The sequence below is a fragment of the Kribbella sp. VKM Ac-2571 genome (assembly GCF_004362255.1).
GTDB lineage: Bacteria > Actinomycetota > Actinomycetes > Propionibacteriales > Kribbellaceae > Kribbella > Kribbella pratensis.
Genome location: NZ_SNWS01000017.1, coordinates 135,843 through 156,026 on the forward strand (window position 1 = coordinate 135,843; position 20,184 = coordinate 156,026).

At 69.0% G+C, this 20,184-nt stretch carries 20 protein-coding genes; 14 read left to right on the top strand and 6 right to left on the bottom strand.

Going from position 1 to position 20,184, the window contains the following annotated elements; all coding sequences use genetic code 11:
• Positions 1-10: 10 nt before the first annotated feature.
• Together EV651_RS31740 and EV651_RS31745 are read right to left on the bottom strand one after the other, a co-directional pair.
• Positions 11-217 carry a hypothetical protein gene (locus EV651_RS31740; protein ID WP_133788945.1) on the bottom strand — a complete coding sequence of 69 codons (207 nt, stop codon included), beginning with the start codon at positions 215-217 and terminating at the stop codon, positions 11-13.
• On the bottom strand, positions 210-857 hold the full coding sequence (locus tag EV651_RS31745) for a methyltransferase domain-containing protein (protein WP_238157311.1): 648 nt from the start codon (positions 855-857) through the stop codon (positions 210-212). Before EV651_RS31745 ends, EV651_RS31740 begins: the two co-directional genes overlap by 8 nt.
• A gap of 42 nt (positions 858-899) precedes the next feature.
• Here EV651_RS31745 and EV651_RS31750 point away from each other — a divergent pair, with 42 nt between their 5' ends.
• The 5 genes from EV651_RS31750 (at position 900) to EV651_RS31770 (ending at position 7,689) form a co-directional block, all read left to right on the top strand.
• Entirely contained in the window at positions 900-1,541 is a 642-nt protein-coding gene (locus EV651_RS31750; RefSeq protein WP_238157312.1) for an HAD family hydrolase, read from the top strand.
• A gap of 98 nt (positions 1,542-1,639) precedes the next feature.
• Positions 1,640-2,389 carry a universal stress protein gene (locus EV651_RS31755; protein ID WP_133788948.1) on the top strand — a complete coding sequence of 250 codons (750 nt, stop codon included), beginning with the start codon at positions 1,640-1,642 and terminating at the stop codon, positions 2,387-2,389.
• A 37-nt stretch (positions 2,390-2,426) separates the two neighbouring features.
• Positions 2,427-5,150 carry an AAA family ATPase gene (locus tag EV651_RS31760; protein ID WP_202870598.1) on the top strand — a complete coding sequence of 908 codons (2,724 nt, stop codon included), beginning with the start codon at positions 2,427-2,429 and terminating at the stop codon, positions 5,148-5,150.
• 12 nt (positions 5,151-5,162) lie between these two features.
• Positions 5,163-6,341, top strand: coding sequence for an N-acetylglucosamine-6-phosphate deacetylase (locus EV651_RS31765; protein ID WP_133788949.1), 1,179 nt, complete (start codon positions 5,163-5,165; stop codon positions 6,339-6,341).
• 82 nt (positions 6,342-6,423) lie between these two features.
• The gene (locus EV651_RS31770; RefSeq protein WP_133788950.1) at positions 6,424-7,689 is read left to right on the top strand and encodes an ABC transporter ATP-binding protein; all 1,266 of its coding nucleotides are present in this window, start codon (positions 6,424-6,426) and stop codon (positions 7,687-7,689) included.
• A 3-nt stretch (positions 7,690-7,692) separates the two neighbouring features.
• Here EV651_RS31770 and EV651_RS31775 read toward each other — a convergent pair whose 3' ends face one another.
• A complete protein-coding gene (locus EV651_RS31775; RefSeq protein ID WP_133788951.1) occupies positions 7,693-8,370 on the bottom strand; it encodes an alpha/beta fold hydrolase in 678 nt (225 codons plus the stop codon).
• A gap of 81 nt (positions 8,371-8,451) precedes the next feature.
• On the opposite strand from EV651_RS31775, the gene EV651_RS31780 reads away from it, so the two are divergent.
• Complete coding sequence (locus tag EV651_RS31780) at positions 8,452-8,874, top strand: MarR family winged helix-turn-helix transcriptional regulator (RefSeq protein WP_133788952.1); 423 nt, start codon at positions 8,452-8,454, stop codon at positions 8,872-8,874.
• Between the two features lie 44 nt (positions 8,875-8,918).
• Here EV651_RS31780 and EV651_RS31785 read toward each other — a convergent pair whose 3' ends face one another.
• On the bottom strand, positions 8,919-9,683 hold the full coding sequence (locus tag EV651_RS31785; protein ID WP_133788953.1) for a sulfite exporter TauE/SafE family protein: 765 nt from the start codon (positions 9,681-9,683) through the stop codon (positions 8,919-8,921).
• Positions 9,684-9,804: 121 nt separating this feature from the next.
• On the opposite strand from EV651_RS31785, the gene EV651_RS31790 reads away from it, so the two are divergent.
• The 3 genes from EV651_RS31790 to EV651_RS31800 all read left to right on the top strand — a co-directional run bounded on the left by EV651_RS31790 (position 9,805) and on the right by EV651_RS31800 (position 14,661).
• A complete protein-coding gene (locus tag EV651_RS31790) occupies positions 9,805-11,748 on the top strand; it encodes a glycoside hydrolase family 43 protein (RefSeq protein ID WP_133788954.1) in 1,944 nt (647 codons plus the stop codon).
• Positions 11,749-11,769: 21 nt separating this feature from the next.
• The gene (locus tag EV651_RS31795; RefSeq protein ID WP_133788955.1) at positions 11,770-12,837 is read left to right on the top strand and encodes a LacI family DNA-binding transcriptional regulator; all 1,068 of its coding nucleotides are present in this window, start codon (positions 11,770-11,772) and stop codon (positions 12,835-12,837) included.
• Positions 12,838-12,906: 69 nt separating this feature from the next.
• A complete protein-coding gene (locus tag EV651_RS31800; protein ID WP_133788956.1) occupies positions 12,907-14,661 on the top strand; it encodes a beta-galactosidase family protein in 1,755 nt (584 codons plus the stop codon).
• Here EV651_RS31800 and EV651_RS31805 read toward each other — a convergent pair.
• Positions 14,658-15,383 carry a sulfite exporter TauE/SafE family protein gene (locus tag EV651_RS31805; RefSeq protein ID WP_202870599.1) on the bottom strand — a complete coding sequence of 242 codons (726 nt, stop codon included), beginning with the start codon at positions 15,381-15,383 and terminating at the stop codon, positions 14,658-14,660. The genes EV651_RS31800 and EV651_RS31805 overlap by 4 nt on opposite strands.
• Positions 15,384-15,473: 90 nt before the next feature.
• The gene (locus tag EV651_RS43060) at positions 15,474-15,596 is read right to left on the bottom strand and encodes a hypothetical protein (protein ID WP_255512273.1); all 123 of its coding nucleotides are present in this window, start codon (positions 15,594-15,596) and stop codon (positions 15,474-15,476) included.
• 127 nt (positions 15,597-15,723) lie between these two features.
• Here EV651_RS43060 and ligD point away from each other — a divergent pair, with 127 nt between their 5' ends.
• The 5 genes from ligD to EV651_RS31830 all read left to right on the top strand — a co-directional run bounded on the left by ligD (position 15,724) and on the right by EV651_RS31830 (position 20,183).
• Positions 15,724-16,644 carry a non-homologous end-joining DNA ligase gene (gene ligD, locus EV651_RS31810; protein ID WP_133788957.1) on the top strand — a complete coding sequence of 307 codons (921 nt, stop codon included), beginning with the start codon at positions 15,724-15,726 and terminating at the stop codon, positions 16,642-16,644.
• Entirely contained in the window at positions 16,634-17,146 is a 513-nt protein-coding gene (locus tag EV651_RS31815) for a hypothetical protein (protein ID WP_202870600.1), read from the top strand. Before ligD ends, EV651_RS31815 begins: the two co-directional genes overlap by 11 nt.
• A gap of 106 nt (positions 17,147-17,252) precedes the next feature.
• Positions 17,253-18,452, top strand: coding sequence for an ROK family transcriptional regulator (locus EV651_RS31820; protein ID WP_133788958.1), 1,200 nt, complete (start codon positions 17,253-17,255; stop codon positions 18,450-18,452).
• Positions 18,453-18,541: 89 nt separating this feature from the next.
• A complete protein-coding gene (locus EV651_RS31825; RefSeq protein ID WP_238157313.1) occupies positions 18,542-19,387 on the top strand; it encodes a carbohydrate ABC transporter permease in 846 nt (281 codons plus the stop codon).
• Positions 19,380-20,183, top strand: a complete 804-nt coding sequence (locus tag EV651_RS31830) for a carbohydrate ABC transporter permease (protein WP_133788960.1) — start codon at positions 19,380-19,382, stop codon at positions 20,181-20,183. The genes EV651_RS31825 and EV651_RS31830 overlap by 8 nt, the downstream gene beginning before the upstream one ends.
• Position 20,184: the final 1 nt, after the last annotated feature.

Genomic DNA, 20,184 nt, shown 5'->3' on the forward strand with positions numbered 1-20,184 from the left:
GTTGTGACCGTCACATGATGCCGCGGCTCGTAGCTGTCCCAGCCGAAGCGGACCGGGTATCCGGCGTACTCGTCCGGCAGCCCGTCGTCGACAGCCTTAACCCGAGCAGACCGGCCGCATAGTCCACGTCCCCCACCAGGGGCGCGACCACCTCGGCGTGAAACCCGTCCGCAACCTCAGCCGCCTGCCGGAACTCAGCCATTGCGAACTCAGCCATTGCGCCGAAGGACGGCCCACAGGCCCCAACCAGCGTGGGACATGACCGCAGACCAAGACTCACCGGACACACTCTCCAACGCGGCGAGCACCGTCGGGATCGGCACGTGATGCGGCGCGTCCTCCCCTAGCGCGTTGGACCACACCAGTACCCCGTCCGGCGCCAAGGTGCGTACGACCTCGTCAGCAAACAGAGGTACGTCGGCCAGCACCACAGCCCGCGCCGACGCAGTTGCGACAGGCAGCCGCGACGCATCACCCACGATCCGCCACGGCTCCGTCGAGCGGCTGAGCATCGCCCACGTCAGATCCAGGCTGATCACTTCGGACCAGACGCCGTGGAGGAGACCGGACAGCAGACCGGTCCCGCAGCCGACTTCCAGGCAGAGGCCTTGCGGCCACGGACCACCACGCTGCAACGCGTCAGCGAGTGGCACAGGGCGGTAGCCCCCGCGCTCGTCGTCCCAGACCGGAGCCAGCTCGGTGTAGCGCCGTACCGTCTCCTCAGCCTGCTCGGCGGACCACGTGGACGGATGCAGTGCCAGGTCGAGGGACATCCGCTGGCTGGCGGCCGCCTCCTTACGGGCCGGCTTGTCGGGGTCCGCCGGAATCAGCTGCCCCAGCTCTGTGATCTGTCCCATTCGCGAGCCTTTCGCCTCGGTGTGCCCGTCTACAGTTGCCCGGTGAGACATGTGGTGTGGGACTGGAACGGGACGCTGCTCAATGACAATCACGCCGTACTGGCTGCCGTCAACGAAGTTTGTGCGGGGTTCGGGCGCGCGGAGCTGAGCTGGGGCGAGTGGCAGGCGGCGTACGCGCGGCCGATGCGGCTCTCGTACGAGCAGATCCTGCAGCGCCCGCTCGACGAGGAAGAGTGGGCGCAGGTCGACAAGCTCTACCACGACCGGTACGACGCTCTCCTGCACACCTGTGAGCTCGCCGCGGGCGCCCACGACGTACTGCGAGCCTGGACCGCCGGCGGGCGGACTCAGTCGTTGCTGTCCATGTGGTTCCACTCGCGCCTCGCACCGACGGTCGAGCAGTACGGCCTCACGCAGTACTTCACCCGGGTCGACGGGCTGCCCGGAGAGGTCGGCGGCGGCTCGAAGGCCGACAGCCTGATCCGCCACCTGGAGGCACAGCAGCTGGACCCGTCCGATGTAGTGCTCATCGGAGACGTCGTGGACGACGCCAACGCCGCCCAGGCAGCCGGCGCCGGCTGCGTACTCGTCACGACCGGCGCGATGACCCTAGAGGCCCTGCAAACCACGGGCGCACCAGTCACCGCCTCGATCACGGAGGCGCTGCGGCTGCTGGACACGTGAGTCCCTGGGGTAACGACCCGTGGTTCTCCCTGGTGTGATGCACCTGCCTGCGACGAGACGGTGGTGTCACACCGAAGAACGTCCAGGGAGGCACCCCGATGAAGCAGTACTACGGCCCAGTGGTGGTCCTACTCGAGAACGACAGCCAGGACACCTTGGAGTGGGCGGCGGCCGAGGCTGCCTCCCGTAGCGCCGAACTGCGCATCGTGTACGCGTTCCGCTGGCCGCACCTGCTCGACCCGCTGGGCGAGCTGACCGTCGAAGAGCGGGACCTCGAGGCGGCGGACGCAGTCGTGGACGAGGCGATCGAGCACGTCCAGGCGATCTTTCCGAGCCTGCGCATCTCGTCGACGGTGTTCCCCGGCCGCCCGCTGACCGCCCTGCTGAACGAAGCCCGGGAGAGCACCGGGGCTCTTGTGGTGATCGGCCGCGGCCGCCGGTTCGAGCGGGCGTTGTCCCGCCGCCTGGCTCGCCGTACGACGGCCTCCCTGGCAGTTGTCGGGCTGACGTCGGACCACGCGGTCGGGCCGTCCACGGGCCGGGTCGTCGTAGCCGTCGGCGGCCACGACCGCCCCGACGCACTGGGCTTCGCGTTCGGTGCGGCACGCCGCCGGGGCACTGGTCTGACCATCCTGCAAACCACTCCCGCCGACGTGACCGCGTGGCAAACGGCGTACCCGGAGGTCGACGTACGCCGAAGCCCGGTCACCGGAACGGTCGAAAGCGCCGTCCTGGCCGAGTCCACCGCCGCAGCCCTCACCGTCCTGACGGCCGACCGCACCTGGCTCCAACAGACCGGCAGCGCGACAGTCGCCCGACTCGCCGGCGGTCCAGTCGTACTGGTCTGACCAGTGCACGCCGGGCGGCCCGGATAGGCTGCCCGCTGTGGGGATCGCGGATCGAGGGCTTCGGGGCCGGCGGCGGGAGACCGGCGTACTGGACGGATTGGTTCGCGAGGCGAAGGCCGGACGTAGCCAGGTGCTGTTGCTCACCGGAGAGGCTGGGGTCGGTAAATCGGCTCTGCTGGACGCACTGGTCGCCGGGGCGGATGGTTGCCGGGTCACTCGCACCGCGGGGATCGAGTCCGAGATGGAGCTCGCGTACGCCGGTCTGCACCAGTTGTGCCAGCCGTTCCTGGGTCATCTCGACCGGCTGCCTGCACCGCAGCGGGAGGCTCTCGGTACGGCGTTCGGCCTGGTGAGCGGCCCGGCCCCGGACAAGTTCCTGACCGGTCTCGCCGTACTCAACCTGCTCGCCGACGCAGCCACGGAGCAGCCCGTGCTGTGCGTGGTCGACGATGCGCAATGGCTGGACCTGATGTCCGCCCGGATCCTCGCGTTCGTCACCCGCAGGCTCGCGGCCGAGTCGGTGGTGATGGTCTTCGCGGTCCGCGCCGGCATCGAGCACGCCTTCACCGGGCTCACCGAACTCGAGATCCGCGGCCTCGACGACGCCGAAGCCCGCGATCTCCTGGACTCCGTACTCCCCGGACCGATCGACCCGCGGGTCCGCGACCGGATCGTGGCCGAGACGCGCGGCAACCCGCTCGCCCTGCTCGAGCTCCCTCGCGCCTGGACCGCGGCGGAACTGGCCGACGGCCTCACCGAAGGCACCCTGACAAGCAGGCTCGAGGACGGTTTCGTACGGCGCATCGAAGCATTGCAGCCCGCCACCCGGCTGCTCCTGCTGACCGCGGCCGCCGAACCGCTCGGCGACCCGACGCTGTTGTGGCGGGCGGCTGAGCAACTCGGGCTCGGCGCTGACGCTGCGGCGGGTGCGATCGAGTCCGGGCTGATCACCTTTGACCAGCACATCCGGTTCCGGCACCCGCTGGTGCGCTCGGCGGCCTACCGGACGGCCACGCCGCAGCAACGACTGGCCGTACACCGGGCACTCGCAGACGTCACGGATCCCGAGACCGACCCAGACCGCCGGGCCTGGCATCGCGCGCAGGCGACCATGGCCCCCGACGAGGGCGTCGCCGCCGAACTCGAACGGTCCGCACAACGGGCGCGAGCACGAGGCGGATTCTTCGCCGCCGCCACGTTCCTCGAACGCTCGGCCGCGCTGACCATCGACCCCGGTCTCCGAGCCGACCGCCTACTCGCCGCCGCCACCGCGAAACGCAGCGCCGGTGCGCTCGACGCTGCACTGGACCTGCTCGGCGCCGTGTCCGCCGGCCCCGGGAACGCTGTACGGCAGGCAGAAGTCATGCGCCTGCGCGGCGAGATCGCCTTCGACCGCGGACACGCGACCGAAGCAGCCCGAACGCTGGTCGTCGCCGCCAAGCAGCTCGATCCGCTCGACCACGAGCAGGCGCGGGTCGCGTACCTGGAGGCGATGTCGGCCGCGATCTGGGCGAGCGGCCCGGACACACCCGGCATTCTCGGCGAGGCCGCGTCCGCCGCACCCGCACCGGCGCCGTCGGACCCGCCGGGCGACCTGCTCCTCCAGGCACTCGCGCTCCGCTTCACCCGCGGGTACGCCGCTGCCGCAACGCAACTCGTCAAAGCCGTCGACCAGGCGCGGCAGAGCGAGAGCGATGCCGAGGACGTCCGCGGCTGGTTGTGGCTGGCCGGCAACCGAGCCAGCGGCATTGTCGCGATCGACGTCTGGGATCTCGACGCCGCGCTCGAACTGGCCGCACGGCACGAACGGATCGCCCGCGACAGCGGTGCGCTCGTCCAGCTCCAGTGGGCGCTGAACTTCCGCGCCAACGTGGTGTCGATGACCGGCGACCTCGCAGCCGCCACGGCGTACGTCGAGGAAGAGCGGCAGATCGCCGCCGCGACCGGAAACCGCGTGCTCGGGATCGGGCGTATGCAGCTGGCCGCTCTGCGCGGGAACGAGGCCGAGGCGACACCGCTGATTGACGCGATGATCCGCGAGGCACGCGCTCAGGGCCAGGGCCGGATGACCGCGATCGCGACGTACACCACCTCACTGCTGAACAACGGCCTCGGCCGGTACGACGCGGCCCGGGACGCGGCGCTGCAGGTGTTCGAGCAGGACGTCGTCGCGTACGGCGTACTCGTGATCGGCGAACTGGCCGAGGCCGCCTCGCGGACCGGCGACACCAAGCTGGTCGAAACCGCGCTGGCCTGGCTGAACGAGCGAGTCGCCGCCACGCCGTCGGACTGGGGTCGCGGGATGGAGGCCCGTACGCGAGCGCTGCTCAGCAATGACGAGGACGCGTACCGCGCGTCGATCGACCACCTGAGCCGGACCGGTCTGCGCATCGAGTCGGCCCGCGCCGAACTGCTGTACGGCGAGTGGCTGCGCCGCGAAGGCCGCCGTCAGGACGCCCGCGCGCACCTCCGCACCGCCCACGAACAGCTGGCCGCGACGGGTGCCGATGCCTTCGCCGAACGTGCCCGCCACGAGTTGCTCGCCACCGGTGAGACCGTTCGGAAACGCACGCCCGAGACCACGAACGACCTGACCGCGCAGGAGTCCCAGATCGCCGGCCTGGCCCGCGACGGCCTGACCAACCCGGAGATCGCCGCGCAACTGTTCATCAGCCCCCGAACCGTCGAGTGGCACCTCCGCAAAACCTTCGCCAAACTCGGCATCACCTCCCGCCGCCAACTCCGAACCCTGAAGCTCTAGGAGGCCAGTGTCATGAGCGAGGTGCTGGAAGGTCGCACGGCCGACGGGCGCGGGGTCCGGGTGCGGTTCTCCGGCGACGGGATCGAGGAGATCACCGACCACCCGTCGGCACCGGACCTGCTGCTGATCCCCGGTCTCGTCGACATCCAGCTCAACGGGTACGGCGGACTGGACGTCAACGACCCGTCCCGCCCGGCGAGCGAACTGGCTGACCTCGTCCGCGCACTGTGGGGGCAAGGGGTGACCACGGTCTACCCCACGATCATCTCCGCCGACGACGCGACGACGACCACGCTCGTCAAGCGAGCCGCCACCGCGCGCGCAAACGATTCCGATGTGGCCTACGGCGTGCCAGGCCTGCACCTGGAGGGTCCGTACATCTCGTCCGCGGAGGGCGCCCGTGGTGCGCACGACCCGGCCGTGATCCGCGACCCGGATGCCGACGAGTTCGACCGCTGGCAGGCCGCGGCCGACGGCGCGATCGCGATCATGACGCTCGCCCCCGAACGCCAGGGCGCCATCGAGTTCACCCGCCACCTGGTACAACCGTCGTCAGGGCCGGGCGCGGAGCGCGCTGTGGTTCCCTCGGTCGGGCATTCGCTGGCGACCGCCGCCGACGTCCACGCGTTCGCCGCCGCCGGCGGACGGCTCTCGACCCACCTCGGTAACGGACTGCCCGCTCAGATCGACCGTCACGACAACCCGATCTGGCCCCAGCTCACGGAGGATGCGCTCACCGCGGGGCTGATTGCCGACGGCCATCATCTCCCCGCCGACACGTTCGCCGCCCTCGTCCGCGCCAAGGGCCCGGGCCGTTGCGTCCTCACCAGCGACGCCGCCGCCTTGGCCGGGTGCGCCCCCGGTGACTACCAGACCGCGGTCGGCGGCGCAGTAACCGTCGGCTCCGACGGGAGCCTCCGCCTGCAAGGTACGCCGTACCTGGCCGGTAGCGGCGCCTCCCTTCTCGACTGCCTCCGCTGGGCCACCGGCCCCGGTGGGCTGCCCCTGGAAACCGCTGTCACCATGGCCACCACGACCCCTGCCGACCTCCTCGGCCTGCACAACCGCGGCCGCCTGGAAGTCGGCGCCCGCGCCGACCTGGTCCAGCTGACCAGCACCCCGGACCGCGCCGTCGGAGACCTCGTCACCGTCGTTGTCAACGGCAGATTGATTGCCTCTGGCAACAGTTGAGTTCTGGATCGTGCGGGACGCAACCAGTTCGCCCGGTGCCCAGTGCTTGCCGGTGAACCGGAACTTCCCGTATAAGGCTCACATGACGGCGATCCGGCTCGATGCGGTGTCCAAGGTGTTCGAGGGTGAACACCTGGCCGTGGACGAGTTGTCGCTGCAGATCGACGACGGCGAGTTCATGGTGCTGCTCGGGCCGTCCGGGTGCGGGAAGACGACACTGCTGCGGATGATCGCCGGCCTCGAACGCGTGACCGCCGGCGAGATCTGGTTCGGGCGGACCCTCGGGACCCGGCTCGCGCCGCGCGAGCGCGGCGTGGCGATGGTCTTCCAGACCGGTGCCCTGTACCCGAACCGGACGGTGCAGGAGAACATCATGTTCCCGCTGCAGATCGCCGGGCAGGACGACGTACAGGCCGGGTCGACCGCGGCCGGGCTCGCGCAGATCCTCAGCATCGAGTCGGTGCTCGACCGGATGCCGCGGACGTTGTCGGGCGGCCAACGGCAGCGGGTCGCGATCGGGCGGGCGCTGGTACGGCGTCCACAGGTGTTCCTGCTCGACGAACCGCTGTCGAACCTCGACGCCACGATGCGCACCGAACTCCGTCAGGAGATCGGTGCGATGACCAGGGACCTCAACGTGACCACGCTCTACGTGACGCACGACCAGGTCGAGGCGCTGACGCTGGCCGACCGGATCGCGGTGATGCGCGACGGCCGGATCGAGGACGTCGGTACGCCGACGCAGGTCTACAACGACCCCGCTACCGCGTTCGTGGCCGGCTTCCTGGGGACGCCGCGGATCAACCTGATGGCCGCGACCGTGCGCGTCACCGCCCACCACCGGGTCGCCCTCGACCTCGGCAGCCAGTCGATCTCTCTGGACCCCACCGATCGCCGGTCACTGATCCTGCGCCACCACGACGGCGCCCAGGTGATCGTCGGCGCGCGCTCGAACGCGTTCAGCCTGACGCAGGATGCACCGAACCAGCTGACCGGCACGATCCGCGCGTTCGAGTTCCACGGCCAGCAGTCGATCGCGTTCGTCCAGTGCGGCATCGAGGTCGTCGACCCGGACAAGATCGGCCGCGTCGCGCCCACCCACGCGTACTCCGCCGTTGACCGTACGCCGTCCCGCCTGACCAGACTCCGGTCCCGCATCACCCGCCGTACGCCGCCCCCTCCCCCACCCGAACCTCACGGCCCCACCCACCGCCGCGCCGACCTGGTCGTAGAACTCCCCGTAGACACCGAGTTGGCCCGAGGCACCCGGGTCCACCTGGCCCTGGACACCACCCGAATCCACATCTTCGACCAAACCGGCCACCGAGTAGACCGCATCACCCGTTGACGATCAGGAGAGGACTGCGGCAAGGAGGAGTTCGGGGGTTTCGAGTTGTGGGAGGTGACCGGTGGCCGGGAGGAGTGTGTAGGTGGACCGCGGGATCGCTGCGGCGTAGGCCTTGCCGTACTCCGGGTCCGCGATCCGGTCGCTCTCGCCCCAGACGACGTGCACAGGTACATCGATGTCGCCGAGCCGCTCGAGCAGCGTGGGATCGGACATGGTCGGGCCGGTGTAGGCGAGCAAAGCCTGCACGTCGGGACTCGGTCCGCCCGCACTCGGTGGCACCGGCAGCTTGGCCGGGTCGTGGAACGAGTACGTCCGGAGCTCGGCGGGCGACAGGCCGCTGACGTCGGTCAACGGATGACCGTCGACCTCGATGCCGATCCCGTCGACGATCGCGACGCCGGTCACCCGTGGGCTCTTGCGCAGCGCGATCTCCGCGGCGAGCCAGCCACCGAACGAGTTGCCGATCACCGTCACGTCGGTGAGATCCAGTTCGTCGAGCATCTCGACGTACGACGCGGCGAGGTCGGCGACCGTGGTGACTCCGGCGCTCCTCGGTGTGCCGCCGAAACCGGGGTGCGTCGGCAGCATGACCCGGGACTGGGTGCGCTCGGCCAGCAGGTCGCCGAAACCGCTCATCGTCTGCACGCCACCGCCGCCGTGCAACAACAGGAACGTACTCATCAGCACTCTCCATCAGCTTGTTTATATAAGGAACCTTAGATCAGCTACCTGATATAAGCAACCTGATGTACGCTCGGCGTCATGAAGCACCAGCCCGCGGATGTCGCCCTGGCCGTGAAGCGCCTGCAGCACCGGCACCACCGCGCGCTCAGCCGCGCACTCGCACCTCTCGGGCTGTCGCTCGTGCAGTGGGACACCTTGCGGCACCTGCATCGCGAACCCGACGCCTCGTTGCACGACCTCGCGGTGCTGACGTTCCAGACCGACCAGTCCTTCGGCTCACTGGCCACGCGGATGGCCGAGCGCGGCCTGATCGAGCGAATCCCCGGACCGGGTCGCGCCGTGAAGCACCGCCTCACCGCGAAGGGCGAACAGCTCCGGGCCGAGGGCCAGGCAGCCGTGAACGACGTCTTCAAGTCGTCGTTCCACAACCTGTCCGCCGCCCAACTCCAGCAACTCGGCGACCTGCTCAACACAGCCCTGGGCCCCGACCCGACCGCCTGACGGCCGAGTGCGCCGCCGATGCCCGGGCCGCTCCGGGACTGTGATCAGCGGAGCATCAGCACTGCGGCCGTGACGCCGGCCACCACGATCAGACCGCGGAGCAGGCCGCTCGGGAGGCGGCGGCCGATATGTGAGCCGACATAGCCGCCGGCCACGGAGCCGATCGCGAGGAGCACGATCGCGGTCGGGTTCAGGTCGGCGATGAAGACGAAGATGACGCTGGCGACGAGGTTCGCGGCCAGCAGGGACAGGGTTTTGAGGGCATTCACGACGCGCAGCTCGAGGTCCAGGCCGAGGCCGAGCACCGCCATCATCATCACGCCCGCACCGGCGCCGAAGTACCCGCCGTACACGCCGGTCAGCGCGGCGAAGAACGTCGTCGCCGGTGTCATCGCCGTCCGCGTCTCCTGCGGTTCCTCGTGCCGGGAACGCAGCCAGCGGGAGATCCACGGCTGGACCCCGACGATCAGACAGGTGAACAGGATCAGCCACGGTGCCGCCGCGGCGAACACGCCTGGCGGCAGCGCGAGCAGCAGTACGGCGCCCCCGATCGCGCCGATCGCACACGTCAGCACGACCGCGATCGTCGTGGGACGGGAGACCTCGCGGAGCTCACGGCGGTAGCCGAACGAGCCGCTGAGCGCGCCGGGAAGGAGGCCGATCGTGTTCGAGGCGTTCGCCACGACCGGCGGAATCCCGAGTGCGATCAACGCCGGGAAGCTGAGCAGCGACGCGACTCCGACGGTGGAGGTGAGGATGCCGGCGCCGAGTCCGGCCGCGATGATCGCCAACTGCTCCGCACCGGTCACGTCCGATCTCGATCGAGTGCGGGACGAACTGGCGGCGACTGCATACCGACAGCTTATTGACAGGGCCGTAGTCTGAGGCATTCTGTTTACGTAAACATTCTCCCCGCCCGGAGGTAGGCCTGTGAAGCGAACAGTGATTGGGGCCGTGGTGAGCGTCGTGCTCGCCGCAGTTGGGGTCAGCGTGCCGGCGGCGCCGGCCAACTCCGCCGAGCCGTCGACGTACAGCTCCTTCCGGCCGGGCGAGCCCTGGCTGGACACCAGCGGCAAAGTCATTCAGGCACACGGCGGGCAGGTCGTGCCGTCGAAGGACGACGACGGCCGGCGCATCTACTACTGGTACGGCGAGGATCGCAGCAACGGCTACTACGACAGCCCGGGTGTGCACCTGTACTCGTCGTACGACCTCTACAACTGGAAGGACCAGGGACTCGCGCTCCGCGCGATGAACTCCCCCGACCAGTTCGAGAACGACCCGTACTTCGCGAAGCTCTACAAGAAGTACACGCCCGCGCAGAAGGACGTCGTCTGGCGCGACCTGTCGACCAACAGTGTCCGCACCGACGGCTGGGCCCGCCCGTCGATCCTCGAACGCCCCAAGGTGATCTACAACAAGAGCACCGGCAAGTGGGTGATGTGGGTGCACTCCGACGGCCCGTCGTCGCCGACCAGTACGTCGACGTACGCCCGCGCCGAGGCCGGCGTGGCCATCGCCGACTCACCGAAGGGCCCGTTCCGCTGGATCGACTCGTACCGCCTGAACCGGGTGCCGAGCGACTCCGTGCCGTGGTGCGGTACGTCGTCCGCGTTCGACCCGGCCGGCGGGATGGCGCGGGACATGAACCTGTTCGTGGACGACGACGGTACGGCGTACATCATCTACTCCTCCGAGGAGAACCGGACGATGTACATCTCCAAGCTGAACAGGTCCTACACGTACCTGTCCGCGGCGCCGGAGAACGCCGTACAGGGCAAGGATTTCGTCCGCACGCTCGCGTGCAACCAGCGTGAGGCACCGGCCATGTTCAAATCGGAGGGCACCTACTACCTGGTGACGTCGGGAGCTACCGGCTGGGACCCGAACCCGGCGCACTACGCGACCTCCCAGAACGTCCTGGGTCAGTTCACCGACCGCGGGGTCCCCATCACCGGCGACGGCGCGGCGACCACGTACCGGTCGCAGAGCACCAACGTGATCCCGGTCGACCCGAAGCAGAACAAGTTCGTCTTCATGGGCGACCGGTGGACCCCGAGCGATCTCGCGAACGCGCCGTACGTCTGGATGCCGATGAGCTTCGGCGAAGGCGGCGCACTCACCATCGGCCCGGACACCGAGTGGACGTTGGGCGATCTGACGCCGTACACCCGCTGGACCGTCACGAGCACGATCCCGGACAACGTCTGGCTCAACGACACCAGCACACTGCCGACCACCGTCACCGTGACGACCGCGAGCGGATCGCAGCAGGTCGCCGTCACTTGGGACCGGTCGAGCATCGCGCAGCCGGGCCCCGCGACGCTGCGTGGCACGTTGGCGGACGGCAGGACGTTCACCCGCTCGGTCGTCGTCGTGCCGCACGGTCTGCGGTACGCCGTGAACGCCGGCGGGACCGCCACGCCCGACTGGACCCGCCTGACCCAGGTCGCGTCGACCGAACAGCCCTTGCTCAACTCGGCACCCGAACAGGCGCTCGGCACCGACCCGGCCACCGGGACGACGTGGGGCTTCACGGGGTCCAGCGCACCGGCCGGGACTGGTGACCTCTATACGACCCTGCGGTACGCCAAGAACCACGAGCCGCTGGTCTATACGTTCGAAGGTCTCGAGCCGGGCACGTACACGGTCCACGCGGGCTATTACGACCCGTGGCCGTGGGCCAACCGCGCGGCCGAGGTGACCGTCAACGGAGCTGTCGTCGACCAGCAGCGCCTGTTCACCGCGACCGGCGTCGCGGCGTCGTACGGCGGAATCCAGGTCGGAGCCGACGGCAAGATCACGGTGTCGATCGCGCCCACCCGGTCTCCCGACATCCAGGTCAGCTGGCTGATGGTCGCCCGTGGTAGCTAGCGCCCCACCTATGCTGATGCCATGTCGAGCGAGGTCAGGGGCGAACGCCGCGGGGTCAAGGGACACCCGAAGTCGGGACCGTCCATCGGCGACGTCGCTCGGTTGGCGGGCGTGTCGTCGCAGACCGTGTCACGCGTGTCCACGGGCTCGGAGCCGGTCAAGGCCGAGACCCGGGAACGCGTGCTCGATGCGATGCGGCAGCTGGGATACGCACCGAACCTCGCCGCGCGGGCGCTGCGCCGAGGCAACTTCCGGTCGATCGGTCTGATCGCGCACCAGGTCATCCGGACCGGTGAGTCGAAGACCATCGAGGCGGTGATCGAGGCCGCCCGGCGGGAGGGGTACTCGGTGAGCCTCGTCGACGTCGAGAGTCCTTCGTCGAGCGACGTCAGCGAGGCGGTGCAGCACCTCAGCCACCAGGCGATCGACGGCTTGATCATCATCCGGGCCGAAACCGCGACCCCGGCGGCTCTGGCGCTGCCGCCGACCATGCCGGTCGCGGTGTCCGACTCGCGCTTCATCGGGCACCATCCGGCGGTCGGCGCCGACCAGGTCGGTGGCAGTCGCGCCGCGGTCCAGCACCTGCTGGATCTCGGGCACGAGACCGTCCATCACATCGCGGGGCCGAGCGATTCCGGCCCCGCGGACCTGCGGGCGACCGCCTGGAAGCAGACGCTGGTCGACGCCGGACGGGAGGTCCCGGAGCCGTTCGGCGGTGACTGGTCCGCGGAGACGGGCTACAAGATCGGGAACGAGATCGCGCAGCGCGACGACGTGACGGCGGTCTTCGCGGCGAACGACGAGACGGCAGCCGGCCTGATGCACGCACTGCACGAGGCCGGCCGCCGGGTGCCGGACGACGTGAGCGTCGTCGGGTTCGACGACATCGACCTCGCCGCCCACCTCTGGCCGCCGCTGACAACCGTCCGGCAGGAGTTCCACCAGATCGGTCACGACCTTGTCGAGGTCATCATGCGGCAACTCGGCGGGCGGGAGCAGCTGACCGGATACCACGGCACGGTGCCCGCGCCGCTCATCGTCCGGCAGAGCACGGCAGCACCTCGCAAGCGTCGGCGTACCCGCCGCTGATTCCGGGTGGACAGTCCCCGGCCGGTCCGGTTACCGTCAGAGATGTTTACGTAAACAAGAGGAGAGCCCATGCCCGGCTTCGCCATCGGTGAGTCCGACTTCGTCCTGGACGGCCGTCCGTTGCAGATCATCTCCGGTGCCCTGCACTACTTCCGGATGCACCCGGACTGCTGGGCGGACCGGATCGAGAAGGCGCGGCTGATGGGGCTCAACACCATCGAGACCTACGTCCCCTGGAACCTGCACAGCCCGCGCCCCGGCATCTTCGACACTTCCGGGATGCTCGACCTCGGGCGGTTCCTCCGCGAAGTTGCGGCCGCCGGGATGTATGCGATCGTGCGGCCTGGACCTTACATCTGTGCGGAGCTGGACAACGGCGGGCTCCCGGCGTGGCTCTTCCGCGACGACAATGCCGATGACAGGGTCGGGGTACGTCGCTACGAGCCCAGGTTCATGTCCGCGGTCACGCAGTACCTGCAGGATGTGCTGGAGATCGTCCGCCCGCTCCAGATCGACCAGGGCGGACCGGTGCTGCTTGTGCAGGTCGAGAACGAGTACGGCGCGTTCGGGAACGACCAGACCTACTTGAAGGCGCTGGCCGAGGTGATCCGGAACGCCGGTATCACGGTTCCGCTCGTCACGGTGGATCAGCCGACGGACTCGATGCTGGCCGCCGGCGGACTGGACGGCGTACTGCGGACCGCGTCGTTCGGGTCCCGTGTCACGACGCGGCTCGAGACGCTGCGGAAGCACCAGCCGACCGGACCCTTGATGTGCATGGAGTTCTGGGACGGGTGGTTCGACTACTGGGGCGGACGCCACCACACGACGAGCGCGGCCGATGCCGCTGCGGAGCTGGACACGCTGCTCGCGGCCGGGGCGTCGGTCAACATCTACATGTTCCATGGCGGTACGAACTTCGGACTGTCCAGCGGGGCCAACGACAAGGGCGTGTACCGCCCGACCGTGACGTCGTACGACTACGACGCACCGCTCGACGAGGCGGGGAATCCGACGGAGAAGTTCCACGCGTTCCGTGAGGTGATCTCGCGGTACGCGCCGGTGCCGGACACCGTGCCGGCCTCCCAGCCGGCCGCGCCGGAGTTCACCGTCGCACTGTCCGATCCGATAGGGCTCCTCCCCGGCTTCTGTGGAACGTGGTCGGAGCATCAGGACCTGCCGACGCTCGACGATCTGAACGCGCGGCTTGCGATCTTTCGGACCGAGTTGCGTCAGGGTGGGCCGGCGTTGCTGACGTTCGGCGAGGTCCGCGACCGCGTGCAGGTGTTCCTGGACGGTGCACCGGTCGGCGTTCTGGAACGCGAACGCCACGATCGCGCGATCATGCTCCCCCACACCCGCGGGCGGCTCGAGCTTGTCGTCGAGGACCAGGGGCGGGTCAACTACGGTCCTCGGATCGGCGAGCCGAAGGGCCTCATCGGGCCGGTCCGCGTCGGCGCCGAGGAGCTCACCGGCTGGACCGCCTGCGGGATCGACCTCGACAGGGTCCCGCAGCTGTTGCACTCCGCCGGCCCGACCCCGTCCGCGCTCGGTATCGGGCCGACCGCGTGGCGCGCGACGTTCGAGACCGACGGCGAGTCCGACCTGTTCCTGCGAACCGATGCCTGGGGCAAGGGTTTCGCCTGGATCAACGGCTTCTGCCTCGGCCGCTACTGGCGCCGCGGCCCCCAAGAAACCCTCTACGTGCCGGCGCCTCTCCTGGAGCAAGGCACCAACAACCTCGTCGTACTCGAGCTCGAGGTCCTCGAAACCGCCGCAGCAACCTTCACCGGGTCGCTGCGGTTGGGCTTCACCGACCTTTAGATCGCCAACAGTCCCTTGGTCGCCGCCACGATGCCGCCGGCAACGGCCAGGGACAGCACCAGCAGGCGGGCCACCCGATCCGGGATCCGGCCGGCCAGCAGTGCGCCCAGGCCCGCGCCGAGGATCAGTCCAGCAGCCGCCACGAGCCATTCGTCGCCCGCGAGTGGAGGCACGCCGCGGGTGACGAGGGAGAAGATGTTGACGATCGTGCCGTAGAAGAGGGCGTTCGGCACGAATTCGCGGATCGTCCAGTTCGCGTTGACGGCGTACAGCGACACCGGAGGTCCGCCCAGGCCGGCGGCCGTGTTCATGAAACCGCCGGCCGCGCCTGCGGTCAGCGCGCCGGCGAGTCCGTTCAGAGCTCGTACCCGCAGACCGCTCATCAGCAGCGCCGCGGTCACTGTCACCAGTCCACCCATCACGACGAGGAGCACCGGCTCGGGCAGGACTCGGGAGAACCAGGCGCCGAGCGGCGCCGTACACGCGGCCGCGATCACCAGCGGGACCATCGCCCGCAAGCGCACCTGCCGCCACCCGCGGGACAGGCCCAGGACACACACAACGCCGGCCGCGCAGTTCGCGAACGAGACACCGTCCGCGGGTCCGAGCAGAATCACGAGCGCGGGCACCGCGACCAGCGCAAACCCCATGCCCGTGAGCCACTGCACGAAGGCCCCGAGCAGAACAACCCCGCCAAGGAGCAAGCCCGCAGTACCACTCACTGCGGAACCTCCTGTTAGGCGACGTCCAAAAGTTTCGCATACGGGCCGACGCCGATCGCTCGCAGACCTCGATGTCCGCGCCGAGGGCCGTCAGTAGCCGCCGCCACCGCCTCCGCTGCCGCCGCCGTACAGGATCGCCAGTACGACGAGGGCGATCACGACCAGCGTGAGCACCACGATCCACGCGACTCTCTTCCGCGCCTGAGCTGTCACTATGTGACACCTCCCACATAGCAGTACCACCCGGTTCCCCCACCGCCCGTCCTCCAACCCCTCGACGCATGCGACACGCCTCACTGGGCACCAGAATCTGGTGGCAGACGGCAAATGGGTGTCGCCGATGCTGGCGACATTGACCGAGGAACGGTTCTCAGATCCGGCGTGGATCTACGAGCGGAAACTCGACGGCGTGCGGTGCCTCGTCCACCGGACCGGCGACCGCGTGTCGCTGTACTCGCGGAACCACCACGAGCTGAACAACAGCTACCCGGAGCTGGTTGACGCCCTCACCGCGCAGCAGGGCGACTTCGTCCTGGACGGCGAGATCGTCGCGTTCGCGGGCCACGTCACCAGTTTCGCCCGCTTGCAGCAACGGATGCAGGTGAAGGATCCCGAGGCCGCGCGCCGCAGCAACGTCGCCGTCTATCTGTACTTGTTCGACGTCCTGCGACAGAACGACCGGGACCTCACCGGCCTCGAACTCCGCGAACGCAAGGCTGTACTCCGCAAGCTCCTCACGTACGCCGATCCGCTCCGCTACACCGCGCACCGCAATCGCGACGGCGTCGCCTACTGGGAACACGCGTGCCGCCAGGGCTGGGAAGGGGTGATCGCCAAGCGGGCGGACTCGACGTACGCCCACGGCCGTTCGAAGGACTGGCTGAAGTTCAAGTGCGTCACCGCACAGGAGTTCGTGATCGGCGGCTTCACCGACCCGCAGGGCAGCCGATCCGGCTTCGGCGCCCTGCTCGTCGGGTACTACGAGAGCGGCGAACTCCGGTACGCCGGGAAGGTCGGCACCGGCTACGACCAGCACACCCTCGACGAGCTCGGCCGCGAACTCGTAGCCCTGGAACAGGACGAACCGGCCTTTGCCAAGGGCAACCTCCCGCGGTCACGGGTGCACTGGGTGAAGCCGCGTCTGGTCGGCCAGATCGCGTTCTCCGAATGGACCCGCGACGGCCGGCTCCGGCACCCGAGGTTCCAGGGACTCCGCGACGACAAGTCCGCACACGAAGTGATCCGGGAGCGTGCCCGATGAAGGTCGGCCGACGAACAGTCAACCTGAGCAACACCGACAAGGTCCTCTTCCCCGACGACGGTGTGACCAAGGGCGATCTCATCGAGTACTACGAAACCGTCGGGTCACACATGACGCAACCCTCGTCTACCTGGCCAATCAGGCCTGCATCACGCCGCACTCCTGGCTGTCCCGCGCCGATCGCCCCCACAACCCCGACCAACTGATCTTCGACCTCGACCCGCCCGACGGGTTCGAAGCGGCCCGCCGCGCAGCGCTCGACCTGCGAGAACTGCTCGACGACCTCGGCCTGCCCACGGTCGTCAAGACCACCGGAGGCAAGGGACTGCACGTCCATGTCCCACTCGGTCAGACCGCAGTACCGCCGTACGCCGTCCGCGCCCGGCCAGGCGCCCCGGTCGCCACCGTCCCGCACCGCCTGGCCAACGACGGCGACCCCTGGCCCCGCCTCCGCGGCCGCTCCCTGACCAAACCCCGCCACCGCCTGAAACAAGCCGCCTGACCGGCTGTTGGAAGATTCGTACCCGCCCTCGGCCTCTTGACAGCGTGACGCACCTGGGCTTAATTTCTCACTAAATTTAGTGCTGAAGTAAGTCGGAGGAGCGTCGGTGAGCGGTCAGAGTTCCCGCAGTGACGTGGTGCCGTCCGGCATCGTGACCCTGCTCGGTACCCGCGGGCCCACCTCGCGGACGGCGATCGCCCGCAGCCTCGGGCTCAGCCCGGCCACGGTCACCCAGGTGACCAAGGACCTGATCGCCCGCGGGATCGTCGAGGAACTCGAGTCCGTGCCGTCGAACGGCGGCCGGCCCGCCCGGCTGCTCGGCCTGGCGAGCCGGACCGGTGTCGCGCTCGGCGCGAAGGTGACCGCCGACCATGTCGCCGTGGTGACGGTCGAGCTCGACGGGAGTGTGCGCTCGTCCGGATCGCACGACTTCGACCCGGCCGCGGCAAGCGCGCTCGACCGGCTCGGCCGGATCCTGACCGAGGAGGTCGCCGGGCTCGACGACCTGTTGCTCGGCGTCGGCGTCGGTGTCCCCGGGTCAGTGGACTCGCAGGCGTCCGGCATCGTCGACGCGCCGACTCTCGGATGGCGGGCCGCGCAGGTCGGACCGATCCTGCGACAGGCTGTCGGTACGCCGGTGCTCGTCGACAACGACGTGAACACGCTGGCCGCGGCCGAGCGGTTGTACGGGATCGGCCGCGAGCATTCGTCGTACCTGGTGGTCACGATCGGCCGAGGAATCGGCTGCGCGATCGTCGTGGACGGCGGCATCTACCGGGGCGGCAACGGTGGTGCCGGCGAGATCGGTCACATCCCCGTGTGGTGCACCGGCGGCGAGCAGCCGCCGTGCACCTGCGGCTCGACCGGGTGTCTGGAGGCCTACATCGGCGCGGCCGGGCTGGTCCGCACGGCGCGCGGCCGAGGAGTGCTGGGACCCCGCGGAACGCTGACCGGCCTGTTGCGGGCGGCAACCAACCGGGACGAGGGCGCGCGAGCGATCTATGCGGAGGCGGGCGATCTGCTCGGCCGGGCTCTGGCCGGTGTCATCCACACCGTCGATCCGGAGGTCGTCGTACTGCTGGGCGAAGGGGTGGACGGTTGGGAGTTCTGGCAGCCCGGGTTCGAACCGTCCTTCCGGAGGTCGTTGCTGCCGGCCCGCAAAGGCGTACCGGTGATGGTCGAGCCGTGGACAGAGGACCAGTGGGCCCGCGGCGCCGCCTCGCTCGTGCTCGCCTCGCCCTTCGACTCAGCCGGGAACGGCGGCGAGCAGAGCCGTCTCGTCCGCGCCCGGATGGGAGCGTCTTGAGTACGCCGACGCTCACCCGGCCCAAGTCTCAGCAGGTAGAGCGACCAACCACGACACGTCGTGCGACGGGTTGGAAGAAGCTCGGTTGGGTGCTGTTCTTCCTGCTGCCCAGCGCTGTCCCGCTGTTCGTCTTCACGCTCGTGCCGATGGTTTCCAGCCTGTGGGTCAGCCTGCACAGGTGGAACCTGATCTCGCCGATGCAGTGGGTCGGGCTGGACAACTACACCAACCTCCTGACCGACCCGATGACCCGTCGCGTCTTCCTGCACACGCTGATCTACGTCGTCGGCTATCTGCCGCTCGTGTACGCCGGAGGTCTCGGGCTGGCGCTGGCACTCAACCAACGGCTCAAGGGGCGCGCGTTCCTGCGGGCGACGTACTTCCTGCCGGTCGTGACGAGCTGGGTCGTCGTCGCGCTGGTGTGGAAGTGGCTGCTCAATCCCGCGAACGGCCTCGTAAACCAGGTGCTCGGCTTCTTCGGCGTACCAGGCCCCGGCTGGTGGACGGATCCGCACTGGGCATTGCCCGCGGTGATCCTGTCCTCGGCCTGGAAGGACCTCGGCTTCGCGATGGTGATCCTGCTCGCCGGACTGCAGGCGATCCCTTCTGACGTCCGCGAAGCAGCGTTGGTGGACGGGGCGAACGCGTGGCAGCGATTCTGGCGGATCACCCTGCCGCTGCTGTCGCCCTCGACCTTCTTCGTGGTCGTGATCTCGCTGATCAACGGCTTCCAGGTCTTCGACCAGGTGTACGTGATGACCGGCGGCGGCCCGTCCGGGTCGAGTCAGGTGGTCGTCGGACAGATCTACGACCTGACCTTCCGGTACGGGCGGGCCGGTGAGGCGTCCGCACTGTCGTGGATCCTGTTCGCGGTGATCCTGGTGATCACGGCGTTCCAGATCCGCGGCCAGCGGCGGTGGGTGCACTATGCGTAGGCTCTGGCTGTACGCCGCCGTCCTGGCCGGCGCGGCGATCATGCTGTTTCCCTTCCTGTGGACAGTGATCACCTCGATCACGCCCGAGGGATCGCTCGCCGACGGGCCGACGCTGATCGTCCACAACCCGACGCTGGACGCCTACCGCACGCTGCTGGACGCGGTGCCGATCTGGCGGATCCTGGTGAACTCGCTGCTGATCGCGATCGCCTCCACCCTCTTCCAGTTGGTCACCGGGTCGATGGCGGCGTACGGGTTCGCCAGGCTGCACTTCCCGTTGAAGAACGTGATTTTCGGCTGCTACCTGGCCACGCTGATGGTGCCGTTGCAGGTGCTGGTCGTTCCGCTGTTCATCGAGATGAAGACGCTGAACCTGCAGGACACGTACTTCGCGCTGCTCGCCCCGACGATCGCGTCCGCGTTCGGAGTGTTCCTGCTCCGGCAGGCGGTCACCGCCGTACCGGCGGAACTGGACGAGGCGGCCACCATCGACGGCGCCGGGCACCTGCGGATCTTCACCACCATCGTGCTGCCGCTGATCCGGCCGGCACTCGCGACCGTCGCCGTGTTCGCGTTCATGGGCAGCTGGAACAGCTTCCTCTGGCCGCTGGTGGTGATCCGGTCGCCGGAGTTCATGACCCTGCCGCTCGGCCTGTCCACGGTCCAGGGCCAGTTCACCACCCAGTGGGACGTCGTGATGGCGGGCTCCGTCGTCTCGATCGTGCCGATCGCCGTCGTCTACCTGCTCGCGCAGCGCCACATCATCGCCGGTGTCGCACACACCGGTATCAAGTGAG